The 14,325-nt window shown below is 66.1% G+C and carries 16 protein-coding genes, 1 tRNA gene and 1 pseudogene; 6 read left to right on the top strand and 12 right to left on the bottom strand.

Translation table 11 applies throughout. The features are described from left to right. Positions 1-185 precede the first annotated feature (185 nt). The 6 genes and pseudogenes from ACFOYU_RS21695 to moaA form a co-directional block, all read right to left on the bottom strand. Positions 186-611, bottom strand: a complete 426-nt coding sequence (locus ACFOYU_RS21695) for a hypothetical protein (RefSeq protein WP_377035229.1) — start codon at positions 609-611, stop codon at positions 186-188. A 66-nt stretch (positions 612-677) separates the two neighbouring features. After that, positions 678-833: pseudogene (locus tag ACFOYU_RS21690) on the bottom strand (lectin-like protein); the annotation flags it as partial. Between the two features lie 171 nt (positions 834-1,004). Further along, positions 1,005-1,871 carry an NAD(P)-dependent oxidoreductase gene (locus ACFOYU_RS21685; protein ID WP_377035196.1) on the bottom strand — a complete coding sequence of 289 codons (867 nt, stop codon included), beginning with the start codon at positions 1,869-1,871 and terminating at the stop codon, positions 1,005-1,007. A 60-nt stretch (positions 1,872-1,931) separates the two neighbouring features. After that, positions 1,932-2,714, bottom strand: a complete 783-nt coding sequence (locus ACFOYU_RS21680; RefSeq protein WP_377035195.1) for a transporter substrate-binding domain-containing protein — start codon at positions 2,712-2,714, stop codon at positions 1,932-1,934. Between the two features lie 104 nt (positions 2,715-2,818). Continuing rightward, positions 2,819-3,580 carry a DUF2243 domain-containing protein gene (locus ACFOYU_RS21675; protein ID WP_377035194.1) on the bottom strand — a complete coding sequence of 254 codons (762 nt, stop codon included), beginning with the start codon at positions 3,578-3,580 and terminating at the stop codon, positions 2,819-2,821. A 65-nt stretch (positions 3,581-3,645) separates the two neighbouring features. Further along, positions 3,646-4,680, bottom strand: a complete 1,035-nt coding sequence (moaA, locus tag ACFOYU_RS21670) for a GTP 3',8-cyclase MoaA (protein ID WP_377035193.1) — start codon at positions 4,678-4,680, stop codon at positions 3,646-3,648. 100 nt (positions 4,681-4,780) lie between these two features. Here moaA and ACFOYU_RS21665 point away from each other — a divergent pair, with 100 nt between their 5' ends. Continuing rightward, positions 4,781-5,143, top strand: a complete 363-nt coding sequence (locus ACFOYU_RS21665) for a gamma-butyrobetaine hydroxylase-like domain-containing protein (RefSeq protein WP_377035192.1) — start codon at positions 4,781-4,783, stop codon at positions 5,141-5,143. 164 nt (positions 5,144-5,307) lie between these two features. Here ACFOYU_RS21665 and ACFOYU_RS21660 read toward each other — a convergent pair whose 3' ends face one another. Beyond that, positions 5,308-5,892 (bottom strand): L,D-transpeptidase, encoded by a 585-nt coding sequence (locus ACFOYU_RS21660; RefSeq protein WP_377035191.1) that lies wholly within the window; start codon positions 5,890-5,892, stop codon positions 5,308-5,310. A 249-nt stretch (positions 5,893-6,141) separates the two neighbouring features. Here ACFOYU_RS21660 and ACFOYU_RS21655 point away from each other — a divergent pair. Then, positions 6,142-6,216: transfer RNA gene (locus ACFOYU_RS21655), tRNA-Val, on the top strand. A 73-nt stretch (positions 6,217-6,289) separates the two neighbouring features. Here the strand turns inward: ACFOYU_RS21655 and ACFOYU_RS21650 are convergent. After that, complete coding sequence (locus tag ACFOYU_RS21650; RefSeq protein WP_377035190.1) at positions 6,290-6,979, bottom strand: HAD family hydrolase; 690 nt, start codon at positions 6,977-6,979, stop codon at positions 6,290-6,292. 91 nt (positions 6,980-7,070) lie between these two features. Here ACFOYU_RS21650 and ACFOYU_RS21645 point away from each other — a divergent pair, with 91 nt between their 5' ends. The 4 genes from ACFOYU_RS21645 to ACFOYU_RS21630 all read left to right on the top strand — a co-directional run bounded on the left by ACFOYU_RS21645 (position 7,071) and on the right by ACFOYU_RS21630 (position 10,668). Continuing rightward, complete coding sequence (locus ACFOYU_RS21645) at positions 7,071-7,523, top strand: hypothetical protein (protein ID WP_226741247.1); 453 nt, start codon at positions 7,071-7,073, stop codon at positions 7,521-7,523. A 174-nt stretch (positions 7,524-7,697) separates the two neighbouring features. Continuing rightward, the gene (rpiA, locus tag ACFOYU_RS21640; protein ID WP_377035228.1) at positions 7,698-8,333 is read left to right on the top strand and encodes a ribose-5-phosphate isomerase RpiA; all 636 of its coding nucleotides are present in this window, start codon (positions 7,698-7,700) and stop codon (positions 8,331-8,333) included. 31 nt (positions 8,334-8,364) lie between these two features. Continuing rightward, positions 8,365-8,862, top strand: a complete 498-nt coding sequence (locus ACFOYU_RS21635; protein WP_377035189.1) for a DUF2059 domain-containing protein — start codon at positions 8,365-8,367, stop codon at positions 8,860-8,862. A 324-nt stretch (positions 8,863-9,186) separates the two neighbouring features. Next, a complete protein-coding gene (locus ACFOYU_RS21630) occupies positions 9,187-10,668 on the top strand; it encodes a PAS domain-containing protein (protein ID WP_377035188.1) in 1,482 nt (493 codons plus the stop codon). A 43-nt stretch (positions 10,669-10,711) separates the two neighbouring features. Here the strand turns inward: ACFOYU_RS21630 and ACFOYU_RS21625 are convergent, their stop codons facing one another. From ACFOYU_RS21625 to ACFOYU_RS21610, 4 genes are all read right to left on the bottom strand, one after another. After that, positions 10,712-11,281: a GNAT family N-acetyltransferase gene (locus tag ACFOYU_RS21625; protein WP_377035187.1), complete on the bottom strand. Its 570-nt coding sequence runs from the start codon at positions 11,279-11,281 to the stop codon at positions 10,712-10,714. 7 nt (positions 11,282-11,288) lie between these two features. Next, complete coding sequence (locus ACFOYU_RS21620) at positions 11,289-12,788, bottom strand: tripartite tricarboxylate transporter permease (protein WP_377035186.1); 1,500 nt, start codon at positions 12,786-12,788, stop codon at positions 11,289-11,291. Positions 12,789-12,798: 10 nt separating this feature from the next. Next, on the bottom strand, positions 12,799-13,266 hold the full coding sequence (locus tag ACFOYU_RS21615) for a tripartite tricarboxylate transporter TctB family protein (RefSeq protein WP_226741241.1): 468 nt from the start codon (positions 13,264-13,266) through the stop codon (positions 12,799-12,801). 67 nt (positions 13,267-13,333) lie between these two features. Continuing rightward, entirely contained in the window at positions 13,334-14,305 is a 972-nt protein-coding gene (locus tag ACFOYU_RS21610) for a tripartite tricarboxylate transporter substrate binding protein (RefSeq protein ID WP_226741240.1), read from the bottom strand. Between the last annotated feature and the right edge of the window lie 20 nt (positions 14,306-14,325).

Below are 14,325 nucleotides of genomic sequence, written 5' to 3'. Positions count from 1 at the left end.
GTCTCGCATATCGGGCGGGCGCCGGGCGCTATCCTTCGGACGGAACGAGCCTGGGCATGCGGGCTATGCCGGCCGCGGGCCGCTACCCAACAAGGGGCAAAAAAGAAGGCGGAATCCTTGCGGGACCCGCCATCGGCGCAATCGGCTCACATGCGGACGCTCAGAATCGGCTCACATGCGGACGCTCAGATGACGAAGAAGTCCGCTTCCGTCATCTTGAGGTTCTTGGCGAGAGACGCGAACTTGACCTGAGCCCCGCTGCCGTTGCCGTCGGGGTCGTAGTAGATCGCTCCCTTCCGGCTGTCGTAGATGATCCGGTCGTCCTCGTCCTGCGCCCTGCTGCCGATGTGGAAGGCCTCCAGGGAGAGGCTGCCGGCATCCAGCGCCTTGAAGATCCTGTCGTCCAGGCGGATCGTGTCGTCCTTCACCCGGAAATCCGTGATCTTGTCGACGTTGGTCTTCGCATTCAGCTTGGTGTTGAAGACGAACGCATCCTTGCCCCGACCGCCTGTGAGCGTGTCGTTGCCCTGCAGGCCGAGGAGGGTGTTGGATCCGGAGGTGCCCTTCAGCTTGTCCGCCTGGGGCGTGCCGGCGAGGCCGTCGAACTCCACGACGGAATAGAGGCTGGTCCACTGATTGACGTCGTTCCACTGCCCGGCGCGGCCGAGGCCGCCCTTGCCTGCAGGCCAGGATTCGAGTGCGAGACCGGCGACGTTCTGATTGCCGTTGTAGTTGTCCGGCTCCCCGCCATAGCCCCAGTTCGCGTATTTGAGCGACGTTCCGTCGGTCCAACGCCAGGAGCCCTCGGAGCCCACGTCGGACGCGCCGATCCAGAGATATTCGGCGCCGCCGCCATCTTTACTTTATTCAAGAAGTATTGCTTTTATAGTACTTTATATTTAATAACGTTTCATATGACTTCTGCTGAAGCGTGCTTTCCCGGATGAAGGAACAGCTTCAGGTGGGGCCTGAAGCTGTTCCGCTCTGTGGACGGAGAAGGCCGTTCAGCGTTCGAGCCGGGCGATCAGGCTCGACGTGTCCCAGCGGTTGCCGCCCATCTTCTGCACTTCGGCATAGAACTGGTCGATCATCGCCGTGGCGGGGAGGCTGGCGCCGTTCTTGCGGGCTTCGCCGAGCACGATGGCCAGGTCCTTGCGCATCCAGTCCACGGCGAAGCCGAAGTCGAACTTGCCCTGGTTCATGGTCTTGCCGCGGTTCTCCATCTGCCAGGAGCCGGCGGCGCCCTTCGAGATCACGTCCAGCACGGCCTCGATGTCGAGCCCGGCCTTCTTGCCGAAATGGATGCCTTCGGCGAGGCCCTGCACGAGGCCCGCGATGCAGATCTGGTTGATCATCTTGGTGAGCTGGCCGGATCCCGCCGGTCCCATCAGGCGGCAGGCGCGGGCGAAGCTCATGATCACCGGCTCGGCCTTCGAATAGGGCTCCGCGTCGCCGCCGCACATGACCGTGAGAACGCCGTTCTCCGCACCGGCCTGACCGCCGGAGACGGGCGCGTCGATGAAGGCGGCGCCCTTGTCCTGCGCGGCGGCGTAGAGCTCGCGCGCCACTTCCGCCGAGGCGGTGGTGTGGTCGACGAAGAGCGAGCCGGACGTCAGGCCCTGGAAGGCGCCGTCCTCGCCGAGGGTCACCTGGCGCAGGTCGTCGTCGTTGCCGACGCAGGCGAACACGATGTCCTGGCCCTCGGCCGCTTCCCGCGGCATCGCGGCGGCGCGGCCGCCGTTCTCGGACACCCACTTCTCCGCCTTCGCGGCGGTGCGGTTGTAGACCGTGACCTCGTGGCCCTTGTCCTTGAGATGCCGCGCCATGGGGTAGCCCATCACGCCCAGTCCTAGAAATGCGACCTTCGCCATCGTCTGCTCCCGTTTCGTCACCGTGTTTTTATGGAGCGGCGGCGCTGCGGTCAAACGCCGCTACTTGATGTCGAAGGGAAAATACTTGACGCGGATCCGGTCGTAGGTGCCGTCCGCCATGACCTGCGCGATGGCGCTGTCGAACTGCGCCTTGAGCGCCGTATCCTCATGGCGCAGACCGATGCCGTAGGATTGATGCCGGTAGGCCGGATTGGCGGGCGCGTCTCCCAGGACATGGCAGCAGCTGCCTTCCCGCGATTCCAGGAACCTGGTGAGGAAGCGCTTGTCGCCGAACACCGCGTCCAGCCGCCCGACGAGCAGGTCCAGATTGGCCTCGTCGGTCTTGCCGTAGAGCTCAATCTCGGATTCCCGGTAGAACTCCTTGAGATAGGTCTCGTGGTCGCTCCGGTCGGCGGTGCCGATCTTCTTGCCTGCCAGCGCCTCGGGGGAGACCTGTCCGGCCGGGGTCTCCTTGGGGCCGATGAAGATGGCCGGGATGCGGTAATAGGGGATCGAGAAGGCGATCCGCTTCTTGCGCCGCTCGTTGATTTCCAGCGACGACATGATCGCGTCGTACTCGCGATTGAGCAGTCCGCGGACGATGCCGTCCCATTGATGGGGCACCGGCACGCACTGCACCTTCATGACCTCGCACAGGGCCTTGAGCAGATCGACCTCGAAGCCCTGGAGCTCGTTGTTCTCGATGTAGTTGAAGGGCGGATAGGCGCCCTCGACGGCGACGCGGATCACCGGCCTGTCCTGCGCCATGACGGGAGGGCCCGCGCCCAGGACGGCGGCAAGCGCGACCAGCGCCAGTTTTCGCCCGAAATTCAAAAGGTTCACGATCAGCCCGCCCCAATATCCGGCGCGATATTCCCCTATTGGCGGCAACAGTCAATCGAGGCGCGCCTGAGTGACTTTGGCGCTGCCTTCGAGGTTTTGGGGCTCTAGACCCTGCTCCAGTCGAAGCAGCCGGCCGGCAGGCCCGAGCCGCTCACGAGAAGCGCCCCACGGCCGTAGAAGCTCCACCGGCGCTCTGGCGCGACGCTGACCACGACGACGCCCATGGCCGGGTCTGACCAGACGAGCCGCGCATCCGCGGCGGCGAGGGCCGAGAACACCTGTCCCGGCCCGTAGCCCGGCCGGAAGACCACGGTCGTATACGGCTGGTCGCCGGGAGGCCGCAGGGCCCAGGCGCCCGCGCCCGCCGTCAGCAGCCCGAGGAGGAGGACGAAGATGGTGGAGGCGCCGGACCGCTCCATCCAGGGACGCTCGCGGCGCAGGAGCAGCCAGCCGGCGGCGAGGGGGACGAGGCCGAAGGCCCCGAACCAGATCAGGTCCCACAGGAGCGGATCGGGGCTGTCGAGCCTGATGCGGTGGATGCCGAGCACCCAGTGCGACAGGATGCTGTCGACGACGTGCCAGGTGCCGAAGCCGACCGCGAGCGCGCCCAGGAGCCGGGAGCCCCAGTCTTCCTCGGCGCTCCTGTGGGCCCGCCAGAGCCCCCACAGCCCCAGGGCCGCGATCACGTACATGAGGGCGTGGAAATAGCCGTCCCACAGCACCTGCAGGCGCAGGTCGTCGATGCCGGGCACGAGGCTCAGCAGGTGGTGCCATTGCAGGATCTGATGGAGCAGGATTCCGTCGAAGAAGCCGCCGAGGGCGAAACCTAGCACAATTCCCCAGCGCGTCCAAGGCGATTTCCTCATGGCGACCCTCCGTCTCGCTTCTCAATCGAGGAGGGGTGCCTTTGGTTCACCTGAACGCGGAGGCCCTAGCCGCCCGTCATGCTCATGTGGCGGCCGACCGCGGGGCGGGAATGGCGCCGGTCGATGATGAAGTCGTGGCCCTTCGGCTTGCGGGCGATGGCGTCGACGATGGCCCGTTCGAGGGCTGCGTCGTCCTCCGAGGCCCGCACCGGCGCGCGCAGGTCGGCGGCGTCCTCCTGTCCGAGGCACATGAAGAGCTGGCCCGTGCAGGTCAGCCGCACGCGGTTGCAGCTTTCGCAGAAATTGTGGGTCATCGGCGTGATGAAGCCGAGCTTGCCGCCCGTCTCGCGGATGCGGACGTAGCGCGCGGGTCCTCCCGTGCGCTCGGCCAGGTCATCGAGGGTGTAGCGGGCGGCAAGCCGCGCGCGGGCGGCCGAGAGCGGCAGGAACTGGTCGATGCGCTGCTCCTCGATCTCGCCCAGGGGCATCACCTCGATGAGGGTGAGGTCCATGCCGCGCCCATGGGCCCATTCGATGAGCGTCTCGATCTCGTCCTCGTTCACGCCCTTGAGCGCGACCGTGTTGATCTTGACCTTCAGCCCCGCGGCCTGCGCGGCGTCGAGCCCGGCCATGACCTTGGATAGGTCGCCCCAGCGGGTGATGCGGCGGAACTTGTCGACGTCGAGGGTGTCGATGGACACGTTGATCCGCTTGACGCCGCAGGCCGCGAGCTCCTGCGCATGGCGCGCGAGCTGCGAGCCGTTCGTCGTCACGGTGAGCTCGTCGAGCGCTCCCGAGGCGAGATGGCGGGAGAGCGAGCGGAACAGGGACATGATGTCCCGGCGCACCAGCGGCTCGCCGCCGGTGATCCGCAGCTTGCGCACCCCCTGGCCCACGAAGGTGGAGCAGATGCGGTCCAGCTCCTCCAGGGTGAGAAGGTCGCGCTTGGGCAGGAAGGCCATGTCCTCGGACATGCAATAGACGCAGCGGAAATCGCAGCGATCCGTCACCGAGACGCGCAGATACGTGATCGCCCGGCCGAACGGGTCGAGCAGGGCGCGGTCGGAACCGGGAGGCATCGGGATCTGGGTTCCCCGCATTCGTGGGCTCATCCTTGTCGTTGTCGCGGCCGGAGCTTGCCTTAAAGGTAGTTCTCGCGCAGCTAGCGTCAAATCACGAAACAGGAAGGGGTCTCCCACCATGTCCGAGCGCTGGCCCACCGAACTCCGCCTCGCCAGGGACAAACGGTCCTTGCGCATCGCCTTCGACGACGGCGCCGGCTTCGATCTCCCGGCGGAGTATCTGAGAGTGACGAGCCCCTCGGCGGAAGTCCAGGGGCACGGCCCGTCCGAACGCAAGACCGTGCCCGGCAAGCGCAACGTGGAGATCATCGGCGTCGAGCCCATCGGCAATTACGCCGTGAAGCTCGTCTTCGACGACATGCACGATACGGGGATCTACGGCTGGGACTATCTCTACAGGCTCGGAAGCGAGCAGGAGGAGCGGTGGCAGGCCTATCTCGACGAACTCGCGGCGAAGGGGCTGTCGCGGGATCGGCGGTGACGTTGTCATTCCGGGGCCGCCAAAGGCGGAGCCCGGAACCCATAAACCGCCCGAACGCAGAGAATCGGGCCGAACGTTCGCCGCCCTGTTCTTTCACCGTTAGCGACTATGGGTTCCGGGCTCTCGCTATGCTCGCCCCGGAATGACCGTGGTGGATTGCGAACTCAGCGCTGGACGATGACCCGGGAGCCGACCTTGGCTCGGTTGTAGAGGTCGATCACATCCTCGTTGGTCATGCGGATGCAGCCGGAGGACACCGCCTCGCCGATGGTCTCGGGCTCGTTCGAGCCGTGGATGCGGTAGATCGTGCTGCCGATATAGAGCGCGCGGGCGCCGAGCGGGTTGTCCGGGCCGCCTTCCATGTAGCGGGGCAGGTCGGGACGGCGCTTGAGCATGGCCGCCGGCGGACGCCAATCCGGCCATTCGCGCTTCATGGTGATGGAATGGGAGCCGGACCAGGTGAAGCCGGGACGGCCCACGCCGACGCCGTACTGGATCGCCTGTCCGTTGCCGAGCACGTAGTAGAGGCGCCGCTCGCTGGTGGAGACCACGATGGTGCCCGGCGCATAGCGGCCGTTGAACGACACGACCTGCCGCGGGACCGGCGCAGCCTGGGCTTCCAGCGATTCATCAGTGCTGTAGAGGGGCTGGCGGGTGAGCGGATCGATCGCGGTGATGGCGTAAGCCGGCGTCGCCAGGACGGCGAAGGCGCAAGCAAGCCCGGAGAGAGCAGCGTGAGTGCGTCCCATTATTGCCTCGAAATCATCAAGTTTGGTGCAGGTTTTGTAGGTGCTAAACGCAACAGCCGCGTTTCGGATCCAATCCCTATCAGGATTCTGTAATAGAATCCTAGGTTCCCGCTGCCTTCTTTTAGCCACGTCGTAAGCGAGCGGTTAAAGCCGTGCTGCCACAATCGGGAACCGGAAAAATTTGTCGCGTCGATTTCGGATTCTTTGGCTTGACGCCAGGGGTTTAAGGACACTAGAAGGCCCTTGTCAGGGCGCGTAGCTCAGCGGGAGAGCATTCGCTTCACACGCGAAGGGTCACAGGTTCAATCCCTGTCGCGCCCACCATTTCCTTCCTGACAGCTCAAGCTTCACATATTCGTGTTCCGGCCCGGAACACGACGGATGCGCCGCGGCCCTTTTAGGCCGCGATCGGCTTCATGACGTTGTGGACGGCGGCGAAGAGCTCGTCGAAATGCTCGATGACCAAGTCGGGGCCCAGCTCCTGCACGGGCACCTCCGTATAGCCGAAGGGCACCGCGATCACCGGGATGCGGGCGTTCTGCGCCGTCACGATGTCCGTGCGCGAATCCCCCACCATGACGGCCCGGCCCGGATGGCCGCCGGCCCGCTCGATGGTCAGGGTCAGGTGGCGCGGGTCAGGCTTGAAGTACGGGAAGGTGTCCCGGCCGCAATTGGCCGCGAAGCGGTGGCCGATGCCCAGCTCGTCCAGGAGCTTCACCGAGTGCTCTTCCACCTTGTTCGTGCAGACCGCCAGGATGAAGCCGGCCTCCTCCAGGCGGTCGAGGGCGCCCAGGACGCCGGGGAAGAGCTGCGTTTTGACGCAGATATATTCCCCATAATGAATCATGAACTGCTGATAGAGCCCGTCGAGATGATCGGGCGTCAGCTCCTTGCCGGCGGCATGAAAGCCGCGCTCGATCAGAGCCCGCGCTCCGGCGCCGATCATGTCGCGCGCCTGTTCCACGGGCAGGGGCGCCAGGTCCTCCCGTTCGAGGATCACGTTCAGGGTGCCGACGAGGTCTCCGGCCGTATCGGCGAGGGTGCCGTCGAGATCGAAGACGGCGATGGGCGGGGTATGAATGGGCATGGAGGTCGGCTACCTGCTGCGGGCAAGGGAATCAAGCCTGGGGATGGTATGGTGTTTATGGTTGATTCGTTCTTACCCGATGGAGTGATGAATGCGGATCGTTGACTCTGCAGCGTTTCTTTCTGCGGCCGTTCTGCTGGGGGGCCTGTCCCTCCCGGCCGTGGCCGCACCTTATGATTTCGTGCCCGCGCCGCAGACCGATCTCAACCGGATCTACCGAATCGACCGGATCACCGGCGAGGTCAGCTCCTGCCAGTATGGTCTGCAAGAAGGCACGATTGGGGTGACGCTCTGCTTCACGGGCGGGGAGGGCGCGGGTCCCCAGGCTCCCAGCGAATACGGTCTCGTCGCCTCCCGGCACGAGCGGGAAGGCGGCGTCTTCCGGGTCAACTACCGGACGGGCGAGATGAGCATCTGCTACGTGTTCGAGGAGCGGGTGGTGTGCACCCCGCAGGCCAGCCCGTCCAAGGCGGTGTCGACCCCCGAATCCGCCGCGACCCCGTCCGTGCGTCCGGGCACCGGGGCCTCGCCGCAGCGTCCGTGAGGGCCGCCGGCCCCCTCGTTTCGCAGAGGTGAAACGTTCTTTCTTCCATTCACCCTTCCGTGTAAGAGCGGGGCGAACCGGCCCCGCCGCAACGATTCAAACAGAGAGGACTTCGTGAGCGACGATCTCAAGCGCGCAGCAGGCGAACGGGCGGCCGCCCTCGTCACCGACGGGATGAGGGTCGGTCTCGGCACCGGATCGACGGCGAAGCATTTCGTCGCGGCCCTAGGGCAGCGGGTTCGGGACGGCCTCGCGGTGGTCGGCGTGCCGACCTCGGAGGCGACGCGCGAGCAGGCCCAGCGCGAGGGGATTCCCCTGACGACCCTGGACGAGACGCCCGAGCTCGATCTCACGGTGGACGGCGCCGACGAGATCGACGAGGAGCTGCGCCTCATCAAGGGCGGCGGCGGCGCCCATCTGCGCGAGAAGATCGTCGCCAGCGCCAGCCGGCGCATGATCGTCATCGCGGACAGCTCGAAACGCGTGGTGACGCTCGGGCGCTTTCCGCTGCCGATCGAGGTGGTGCCCTTCGGCCTGAAGGTCACCGAAACCGCGATCCGGAAGCTCCTGGACAGCCTCGACATGAGCGGGGAGCTGCGCCTCAGGAATGCCGCAAACGGAACGCCCTACGTCACGGACGGCGGGCATTTCATCCTCGATGCGCATCTCGGACGCATCGAAAAGCCGAACGTGCTCGCCTCGACGCTCAACAACATTCCCGGCGTCGTCGAACACGGTCTTTTCCTCGGCCTTGCCACCGGAGCGATCCTCGCGACCGGGGAGGGGCTTGTCGAGCTCGGTCAGGTCTGACCGGCATCTTTCGCGATTGGAGCCTAGTCTAATGATCCGTAACGCTTCCCGCCTGGCCGCGACCGCCGCCGCGCTCTTCATGCTGGCGAGCCCCGTCTTCGCGCAGGAGCCGAGCGCCAGCCATCTCGCCCTCGCCCGCGAGGTCGCCGTCAATTCCGGCATGACCCGCTCGTTCGACGCCATGACGGAGCCGCTTCTCGCGCAGCTCCAGCAGATGAACGTGACCCGTCCGGAGATCAAGCAGGACCTCGAGCAGGTGGTGGCGATCCTCCGTCCGGAGGTCGAGCAGCACAAGCATAAGATGGTGGACAACGCCGCCCGCGCCTTCGCGGCCCGCATGACCGAGGCGGAGCTCAAGGAAGTGGCCGCCTTCTACAACACCCCGGCCGGCAAGAAGTACGTCGAGGTGCAGCCGCTTCTCCTCGACGACATCGTGCGCGACCTCGCGACCTGGACCCAGAACGTGTCGGAATACATCATGATCCGCGCCCGCGCGGAAATGGGCAAGCGCGGCCACCAGCTGAACTGAGGACGCTGCAGCGCGCGTCTTTTGAAGGGCCCGGGTAACCGGGCCTTTCTTTTTGGCGCCTCGGTCCGGACAAGGGTTGTTCTTCCAGGAGCGCGCCGCGCGCGTCCGGCGAAAGTGCAAAGAGAGATTTGCAGAATCGGGAAAACATTCGGCGCGGCGAGGCCGCCGATTGGTTGAAGCTTTAAAGGTGCCTTAAGGATTGAAGACCAATTTGAGATCAGCTCAGTCGCGGAACGTCCTGAGACTGCAGCATGGTGTCCTTCGGTCCTTCCGAAATCCTGGCGCAAAGGACACGACAGACAATAACCCTAGGGGATGTCGTAAATGTTCGTGTTTCAATCCAGCCGCGAGGGGGCTGGAAAGCTTGAGGCCCTGAACCGGTCGCAGGCCATCATCGAGTTCAGCCTCGATGGCACCATCATCCATGCGAACCAGAACTTCCTGGACGCGATGGGCTACCGCCTGGAGGAGATCCAGGGCAAGCACCACGGCGTGTTCGTCGATCCCCAAGAGCTGGGGAGCGCCGCATACCGGGAGTTCTGGGCTTCGCTCAAGCGGGGCGAATACCAGAAGGCCGAGTACAGGCGGTTCGGCAAGGGCGGAAGGGAGATCTGGATCCAGGCCTCCTACAATCCCATTCTCGACCGGAACGGAAAGCCCTACAAGGTGATCAAGTTCGCCACCGATATCACCGGGCAGAAGCTGCAGGCCGTCGAGTACGAGGGCCAGATCCAGGCGATCAACCGGTCGCAAGCCGTCATCGAGTTCGATCTCGACGGAAACATCCTCACCGCCAACCAGAACTTCCTGGATGCGATGGGCTACCGCCTGGAGGAGGTTCGGAACAGGCACCACGGCATGTTCGTGGAGCCGTCGCATCGAGGCAGCCAGGAATATCGGGATTTCTGGGAGCGGCTCCGACGCGGCGAGTACCAGGCCGCCGAATACAGGCGCATCGGCAAGGGCGGCAGGGAGGTCTGGATTCAGGCCTCCTACAATCCGGTCTTCGACGCGGCCGGGCATCCCTACAAGGTCATCAAGTTCGCAACCGACGTCACGGCGCAAGTGAACGAGCGCATGCGGCGGGCCGACATCCAGAGGTCGATCGCAACCGAACTGACCGGGATCACGAAGGCCGTCGCCGATGTCACGGCCCAGGCGGAAGGGGCTGCGAGGGCATCCACCGAGACATCCGTGAGCGTTCAAGCCGTCGCGGCCGGCGCGGAGGAACTCGCAGCCTCCGTCGACGAGATCGGCGTGCAGGTCAATCAGGCCCTCGCCATCTCCACCCAGGCCGTGGAGCAGGGGAGGGAGACGAATGCCGTCGTATCCGGCCTGGCGGCATCCGCCCAGAAGATCGGGGAGATCATCACCCTCATCGACAGCATCGCCTCGCAGACCAACCTTCTCGCGCTGAACGCCACCATCGAAGCGGCCCGGGCCGGCGAAGCCGGCCGTGGCTTCGCGGTGGTTGCCGCGGAGGTCAAGAACCTCGCCACCCAGACGGCGAAGGCCACCGAGGAAATCGGCGGGCAGATCGCTCAGACCCAGGACGTGACGCAACAGGTCATTTCCTCCATCGGAACGATCACGTCGACCGTCCAGCGCATCAACGAGATTTCCATCGCCATCTCGGCGGCCGTCGAGGAGCAGTCCGCCGTCACGCGGGAAATGTCCTCTAACATGCAGGGCGCATCGCGAAGCGTGTCCTCGATCAGCAGCAACATGAACGAGATCGCCCACGCGGCGGAACTCGTCAGCGCCGCGACCGCGAAGGTCCGCGAAGCCTCCGCTGCGCTCGGATGATCCGCCCGGCGCTTCAACGACGACCCTTGCGGGGCCGAACGGCTCAGGTTCCGCGGGCGAGAAGGACGACCGGGCGTTCCTTGTAGGTGGCGCGGGCGAATTCGGCGTAGCCGCACTTCTCTGCCACGCGCAGTGAGGCGACGTTGTCCGGCGCGATGAGGCAGACCGAGCGCGGGTTGCCGAAGCGGGTTTCGCCCCAGGCGAGGGCGGCGCGAACGGCCTCCGTCGCATAGCCTTTCCCGTGCGCCTTGGGGGACAGCACCCAGCCGGCTTCGGGAGCGTCGGGCAGGGGTGGCTCGATCTCCCGGTGCAGGTCGCTGAAGCCGATCAGGCCGATGAAGGCGCCGGTCGCCTTCTCCTCGACCATCCAGTAGCCGAAGCCGAGCATCGCCCAGTGGCCCGCATTGCGCAGGAACTTGGCCCAGGTCTCCTCGCGGCCGGACGGCGTGCCGTTGCCGATGAAGCGGACCGTTTCCGGATCGCCCCACAGGGCCTCGCAGGCCGGGAAATCGGCCATGGTCTGTCCGCGCAGGCGCAGCCGCTCGGTTTCGAGGACCGGCACATGGGCCGGAATCCCGCCTGCTCGTTCAGCCGGTCCTTCCCGGTACCGCATCGACCGCCTAGTCCTCGGTCGCCCTGAACCGGCCCAGGCCCTTGAGCACGAAGGGCGCGACCAGGGCGATCAGGGCGATGGCCAGGAGCGTCGCCGAGATCGGGCTCTGCAGGAGAACCATCGGATCGCCGAGGCTGATGGAGAGCGCGCGGCGAAGCTGGCTTTCCGCGATGGGGCCGAGGATCAGGCCGACCACCACCGGGGCGATGGGGTAGTCGAAGCGGCGCATGATGAAGCCGAGGACGCCGAAGGCGGTCAGCATCATCAGCTCCACGGGCGAGGGATTGGCCGCGATGGTGCCGATGGTGGCGAAGACCAGGATGCCCGCATAGAGCCAGGGCTGCGGGATCGCCAGGAGGCGCACCCACAGGCCCACCAGCGGCAGGTTCAGCACCAGCAGCATGCCGTTGGCGATGAACAGGCTCGCGATGAGGCCCCAGACGAGATCGGGGCGCTCGGCGAAGAGCAGGGGACCGGGATTGAGGCCGTATTGCTGGAAGCCCGCCAGCATCATGGCGGCGGTGGCGGAGGTCGGCAGGCCGAGCGTCAGTAGCGGCACCAGGGTGCCGGCCGCGGCCGCGTTGTTGGCGGCCTCGGGGCCGGCCACGCCCTCGATGGCGCCCGTGCCGAACTCCTCCGGGTGCTTCGACAGGCGTCGTTCCGTGGAATAGGACAGGAAGGTCGGGATCTCGGCGCCGCCCGCGGGCAGGGCGCCGATGGGGAAGCCAAACAGGGCGCCGCGGATCCAGGCCTTCCAGGAGCGGCCCCAATCCTGCTTCGTCATCCACAGGGAGCCGCGCACGGGTTCGAGCGTCTCCTGCTGGATATGGCGGCGGGAGGCGACGTAGAGCGCCTCGCCGATGGCGAAGAGGCCGACCGCGAGGGTGGTCACCTCGACCCCGTCCAGGAGTTCGGGAACCCCGAAGGTCATGCGCGCCTGCCCGGTGAGCAGGTCGATGCCCACGAGTCCGAGCATCAGCCCGATGAACAGTGAGGTGAGGCCCCGGATGGGGGAATCGCCGAAAGTGGCCGACACGGTCACGAAGGCCACGCACATGAGCGCGAAATAGTCCTCGGGCCCGAACTGGATCGCGATGTCCACCAGGTAGGGCGCCAGGAACGCCAGGCCGATGGTGGCGATGGTGCCGGCCACGAAGGAGCCGATGGCGGCGGTGGCGAGGGCCGGGCCGCCGCGCCCGGCCTTGGCCATCTTGTTGCCCTCCAGCGCCGTGACCATCGACGCGCTTTCCCCGGGCGTGTTGATGAGGATCGACGTGGTCGAGCCGCCGTACATGCCGCCGTAATAGATGCCCGCGAACATGATGATCGAGCCGCCCGGATCGAGCTGGAAGGTGATGGGCAGGAGCAGCGCCACGGTGAGCGCCGGGCCGATGCCGGGCAGCACGCCCACGGCGGTGCCGAGCAGCACGCCGATGAGCGCGAAGAGAAGGTTCATCGGCTCGAGGGCGATGGTCAGGCCGTTGGCGAGGGCAATGAAAGCGTCCATGGCCGGGGTCTCAGATCAGGCGTTCGATCGGACCCATCGGCAAGGACAGGGCCAGCAGTTTCGAGAAGAGGACGTAGATCAGGAGGCCGAGCACGAGGCCGATGATCAGGTCGGTGACGAAGGCGCGTCGCCCGAAGGCCGCCGACACGGCGGCGAAGAGGATGCCGGTCGCCGGGATGAGGCCGCCGCCATAGGAGATGAGGGCGATCAGAACCGCCATGCCGCCGAGAATGAGGAGGATCGGCTTCCAGTCGAGGCTGTCGCGGGCCGGAAAGTCGCCGCGCAGGGCCAGCACGAGATTGCCGACGGCGATCAGGAGCATTCCGGCGCCCACGATGTAGGGCATGGCGGTCGGGCCGGGGCCGTAGGCCGAGGCGATCTGCACATTCGTCGTGTCCCACCAGATCAGGCCCGCGAAGGCGAAAAGGATGAGCGAGATGACGAGCCCGGGCACGTCGGGGCGGTGCGAGGCGTTCATGGCATTTCCTGAAAAGGAAGCGCCGCGGCTGGGCGCGGCGCTTCCGTGTTGACGGATCCGGTTAGGATCAGGACTTCACGAGGCCGACGGAGGTCAGGACTTCCTTCGTGCGGGCCTGCTCCTGTTCCAGGATCTTTGCGAAGGCGTCCCCGGACACGTAGGAATCCTCCCAGCCCTTGGCCTTCAGGATGCTCTGCCACTCGTTCGACTTGGCCATGCGGTCCATGGCGTCGGTGAGGGCCTTCTTCTCCTCGTCGGTGAGGCCGGGAGGCGCAACGACCGCGCGCCAGTTGGCGATCTCGAGGTTCACGCCCTCCGCCGTGAGGGACGGCTTGTCGGGGGTTGCCTTGTCGGCCGGGGAGGTCAGGCCGAGAAGGCGCAGCTTGCCGGCCTTGATCTGGCTTTCGAACTCGCCGTAGCCGGAGATGCCCGCCGTCACCTTGCCGCCGAGGATGGCCGCCAGGGCCTCGCCGCCGCCGGAGAAGGGGATGTAGTTGATCTTGGTCGGGTCCGCGCCCGCGGCCTTGGCGAAGAGAGCCGCCGCGATGTGGTCGACGCCGCCTGCCGAGCCGCCGGCCCAGGTCACCTTCGCCGGATCGGCCTTCACGGCCTCGGCCAGCTCCTTGGCGGTCTTGATCGGCGAATTGGCCGGAACGACGATGGCTTCGTATTCCGCCGTCAGGCGGGCGATGGGCGTCGTCTGGTCGAGGGTCACGGGCGAGTTGTTGGTGAGCAGCGCGCCGACCATGACGTAGCCCATGACCATGAGCTGGTTGCCGTCGCCCTTGGCGTTGTTGACGAGCTGGGCGATGCCGATGGAGCCGCCGGCGCCCGGAACGTTGGTCACCTGCACGCTCTTGGCGATGCCCGCCTGGGTCAGGGCCTGCTGCATGGAGCGGGCGGTCTGGTCCCAGCCGCCGCCCGGCGCCGCCGGGGCCATGATCTTCAGCTCCATCTGAGCCGCTGCCGTCGTGACGAAGCCGACGACCGCCGCCGCAGCGAGTGCGCTGCGCCAGAGACCTTTGCGATACTGGCTCATGTTGTTTCCTCCGTTTACGC

The organism is Microvirga sp. GCM10011540 (assembly GCF_042650665.1).
GTDB lineage: Bacteria > Pseudomonadota > Alphaproteobacteria > Rhizobiales > Beijerinckiaceae > Microvirga > Microvirga lenta.
This window is presented reverse-complemented; position numbering and strand designations above follow the sequence as displayed.

Bases quoted from the DNA above. Each gene is read 5' to 3' on its own strand.
- ACFOYU_RS21685 (WP_377035196.1), bottom strand. From the start codon at position 1,871: ATGGCGAAGGTCGCATTTCTAGGACTGGGCGTGATGGGCTACCCCATG.
- ACFOYU_RS21675 (WP_377035194.1), bottom strand. From the start codon at position 3,580: ATGAGGAAATCGCCTTGGACGCGCTGGGGAATTGTGCTAGGTTTCGCC.
- moaA (WP_377035193.1), bottom strand. From the start codon at position 4,680: ATGCGGGGAACCCAGATCCCGATGCCTCCCGGTTCCGACCGCGCCCTG.
- ACFOYU_RS21665 (WP_377035192.1), top strand. From the start codon at position 4,781: ATGTCCGAGCGCTGGCCCACCGAACTCCGCCTCGCCAGGGACAAACGG.
- ACFOYU_RS21660 (WP_377035191.1), bottom strand. From the start codon at position 5,892: ATGGGACGCACTCACGCTGCTCTCTCCGGGCTTGCTTGCGCCTTCGCC.
- ACFOYU_RS21650 (WP_377035190.1), bottom strand. From the start codon at position 6,979: ATGCCCATTCATACCCCGCCCATCGCCGTCTTCGATCTCGACGGCACC.
- ACFOYU_RS21645 (WP_226741247.1), top strand. From the start codon at position 7,071: ATGCGGATCGTTGACTCTGCAGCGTTTCTTTCTGCGGCCGTTCTGCTG.
- rpiA (WP_377035228.1), top strand. From the start codon at position 7,698: ATGAGGGTCGGTCTCGGCACCGGATCGACGGCGAAGCATTTCGTCGCG.
- ACFOYU_RS21635 (WP_377035189.1), top strand. From the start codon at position 8,365: ATGATCCGTAACGCTTCCCGCCTGGCCGCGACCGCCGCCGCGCTCTTC.
- ACFOYU_RS21630 (WP_377035188.1), top strand. From the start codon at position 9,187: ATGTTCGTGTTTCAATCCAGCCGCGAGGGGGCTGGAAAGCTTGAGGCC.
- ACFOYU_RS21625 (WP_377035187.1), bottom strand. From the start codon at position 11,281: ATGCGGTACCGGGAAGGACCGGCTGAACGAGCAGGCGGGATTCCGGCC.
- ACFOYU_RS21620 (WP_377035186.1), bottom strand. From the start codon at position 12,788: ATGGACGCTTTCATTGCCCTCGCCAACGGCCTGACCATCGCCCTCGAG.
- ACFOYU_RS21615 (WP_226741241.1), bottom strand. From the start codon at position 13,266: ATGAACGCCTCGCACCGCCCCGACGTGCCCGGGCTCGTCATCTCGCTC.
- ACFOYU_RS21610 (WP_226741240.1), bottom strand. From the start codon at position 14,305: ATGAGCCAGTATCGCAAAGGTCTCTGGCGCAGCGCACTCGCTGCGGCG.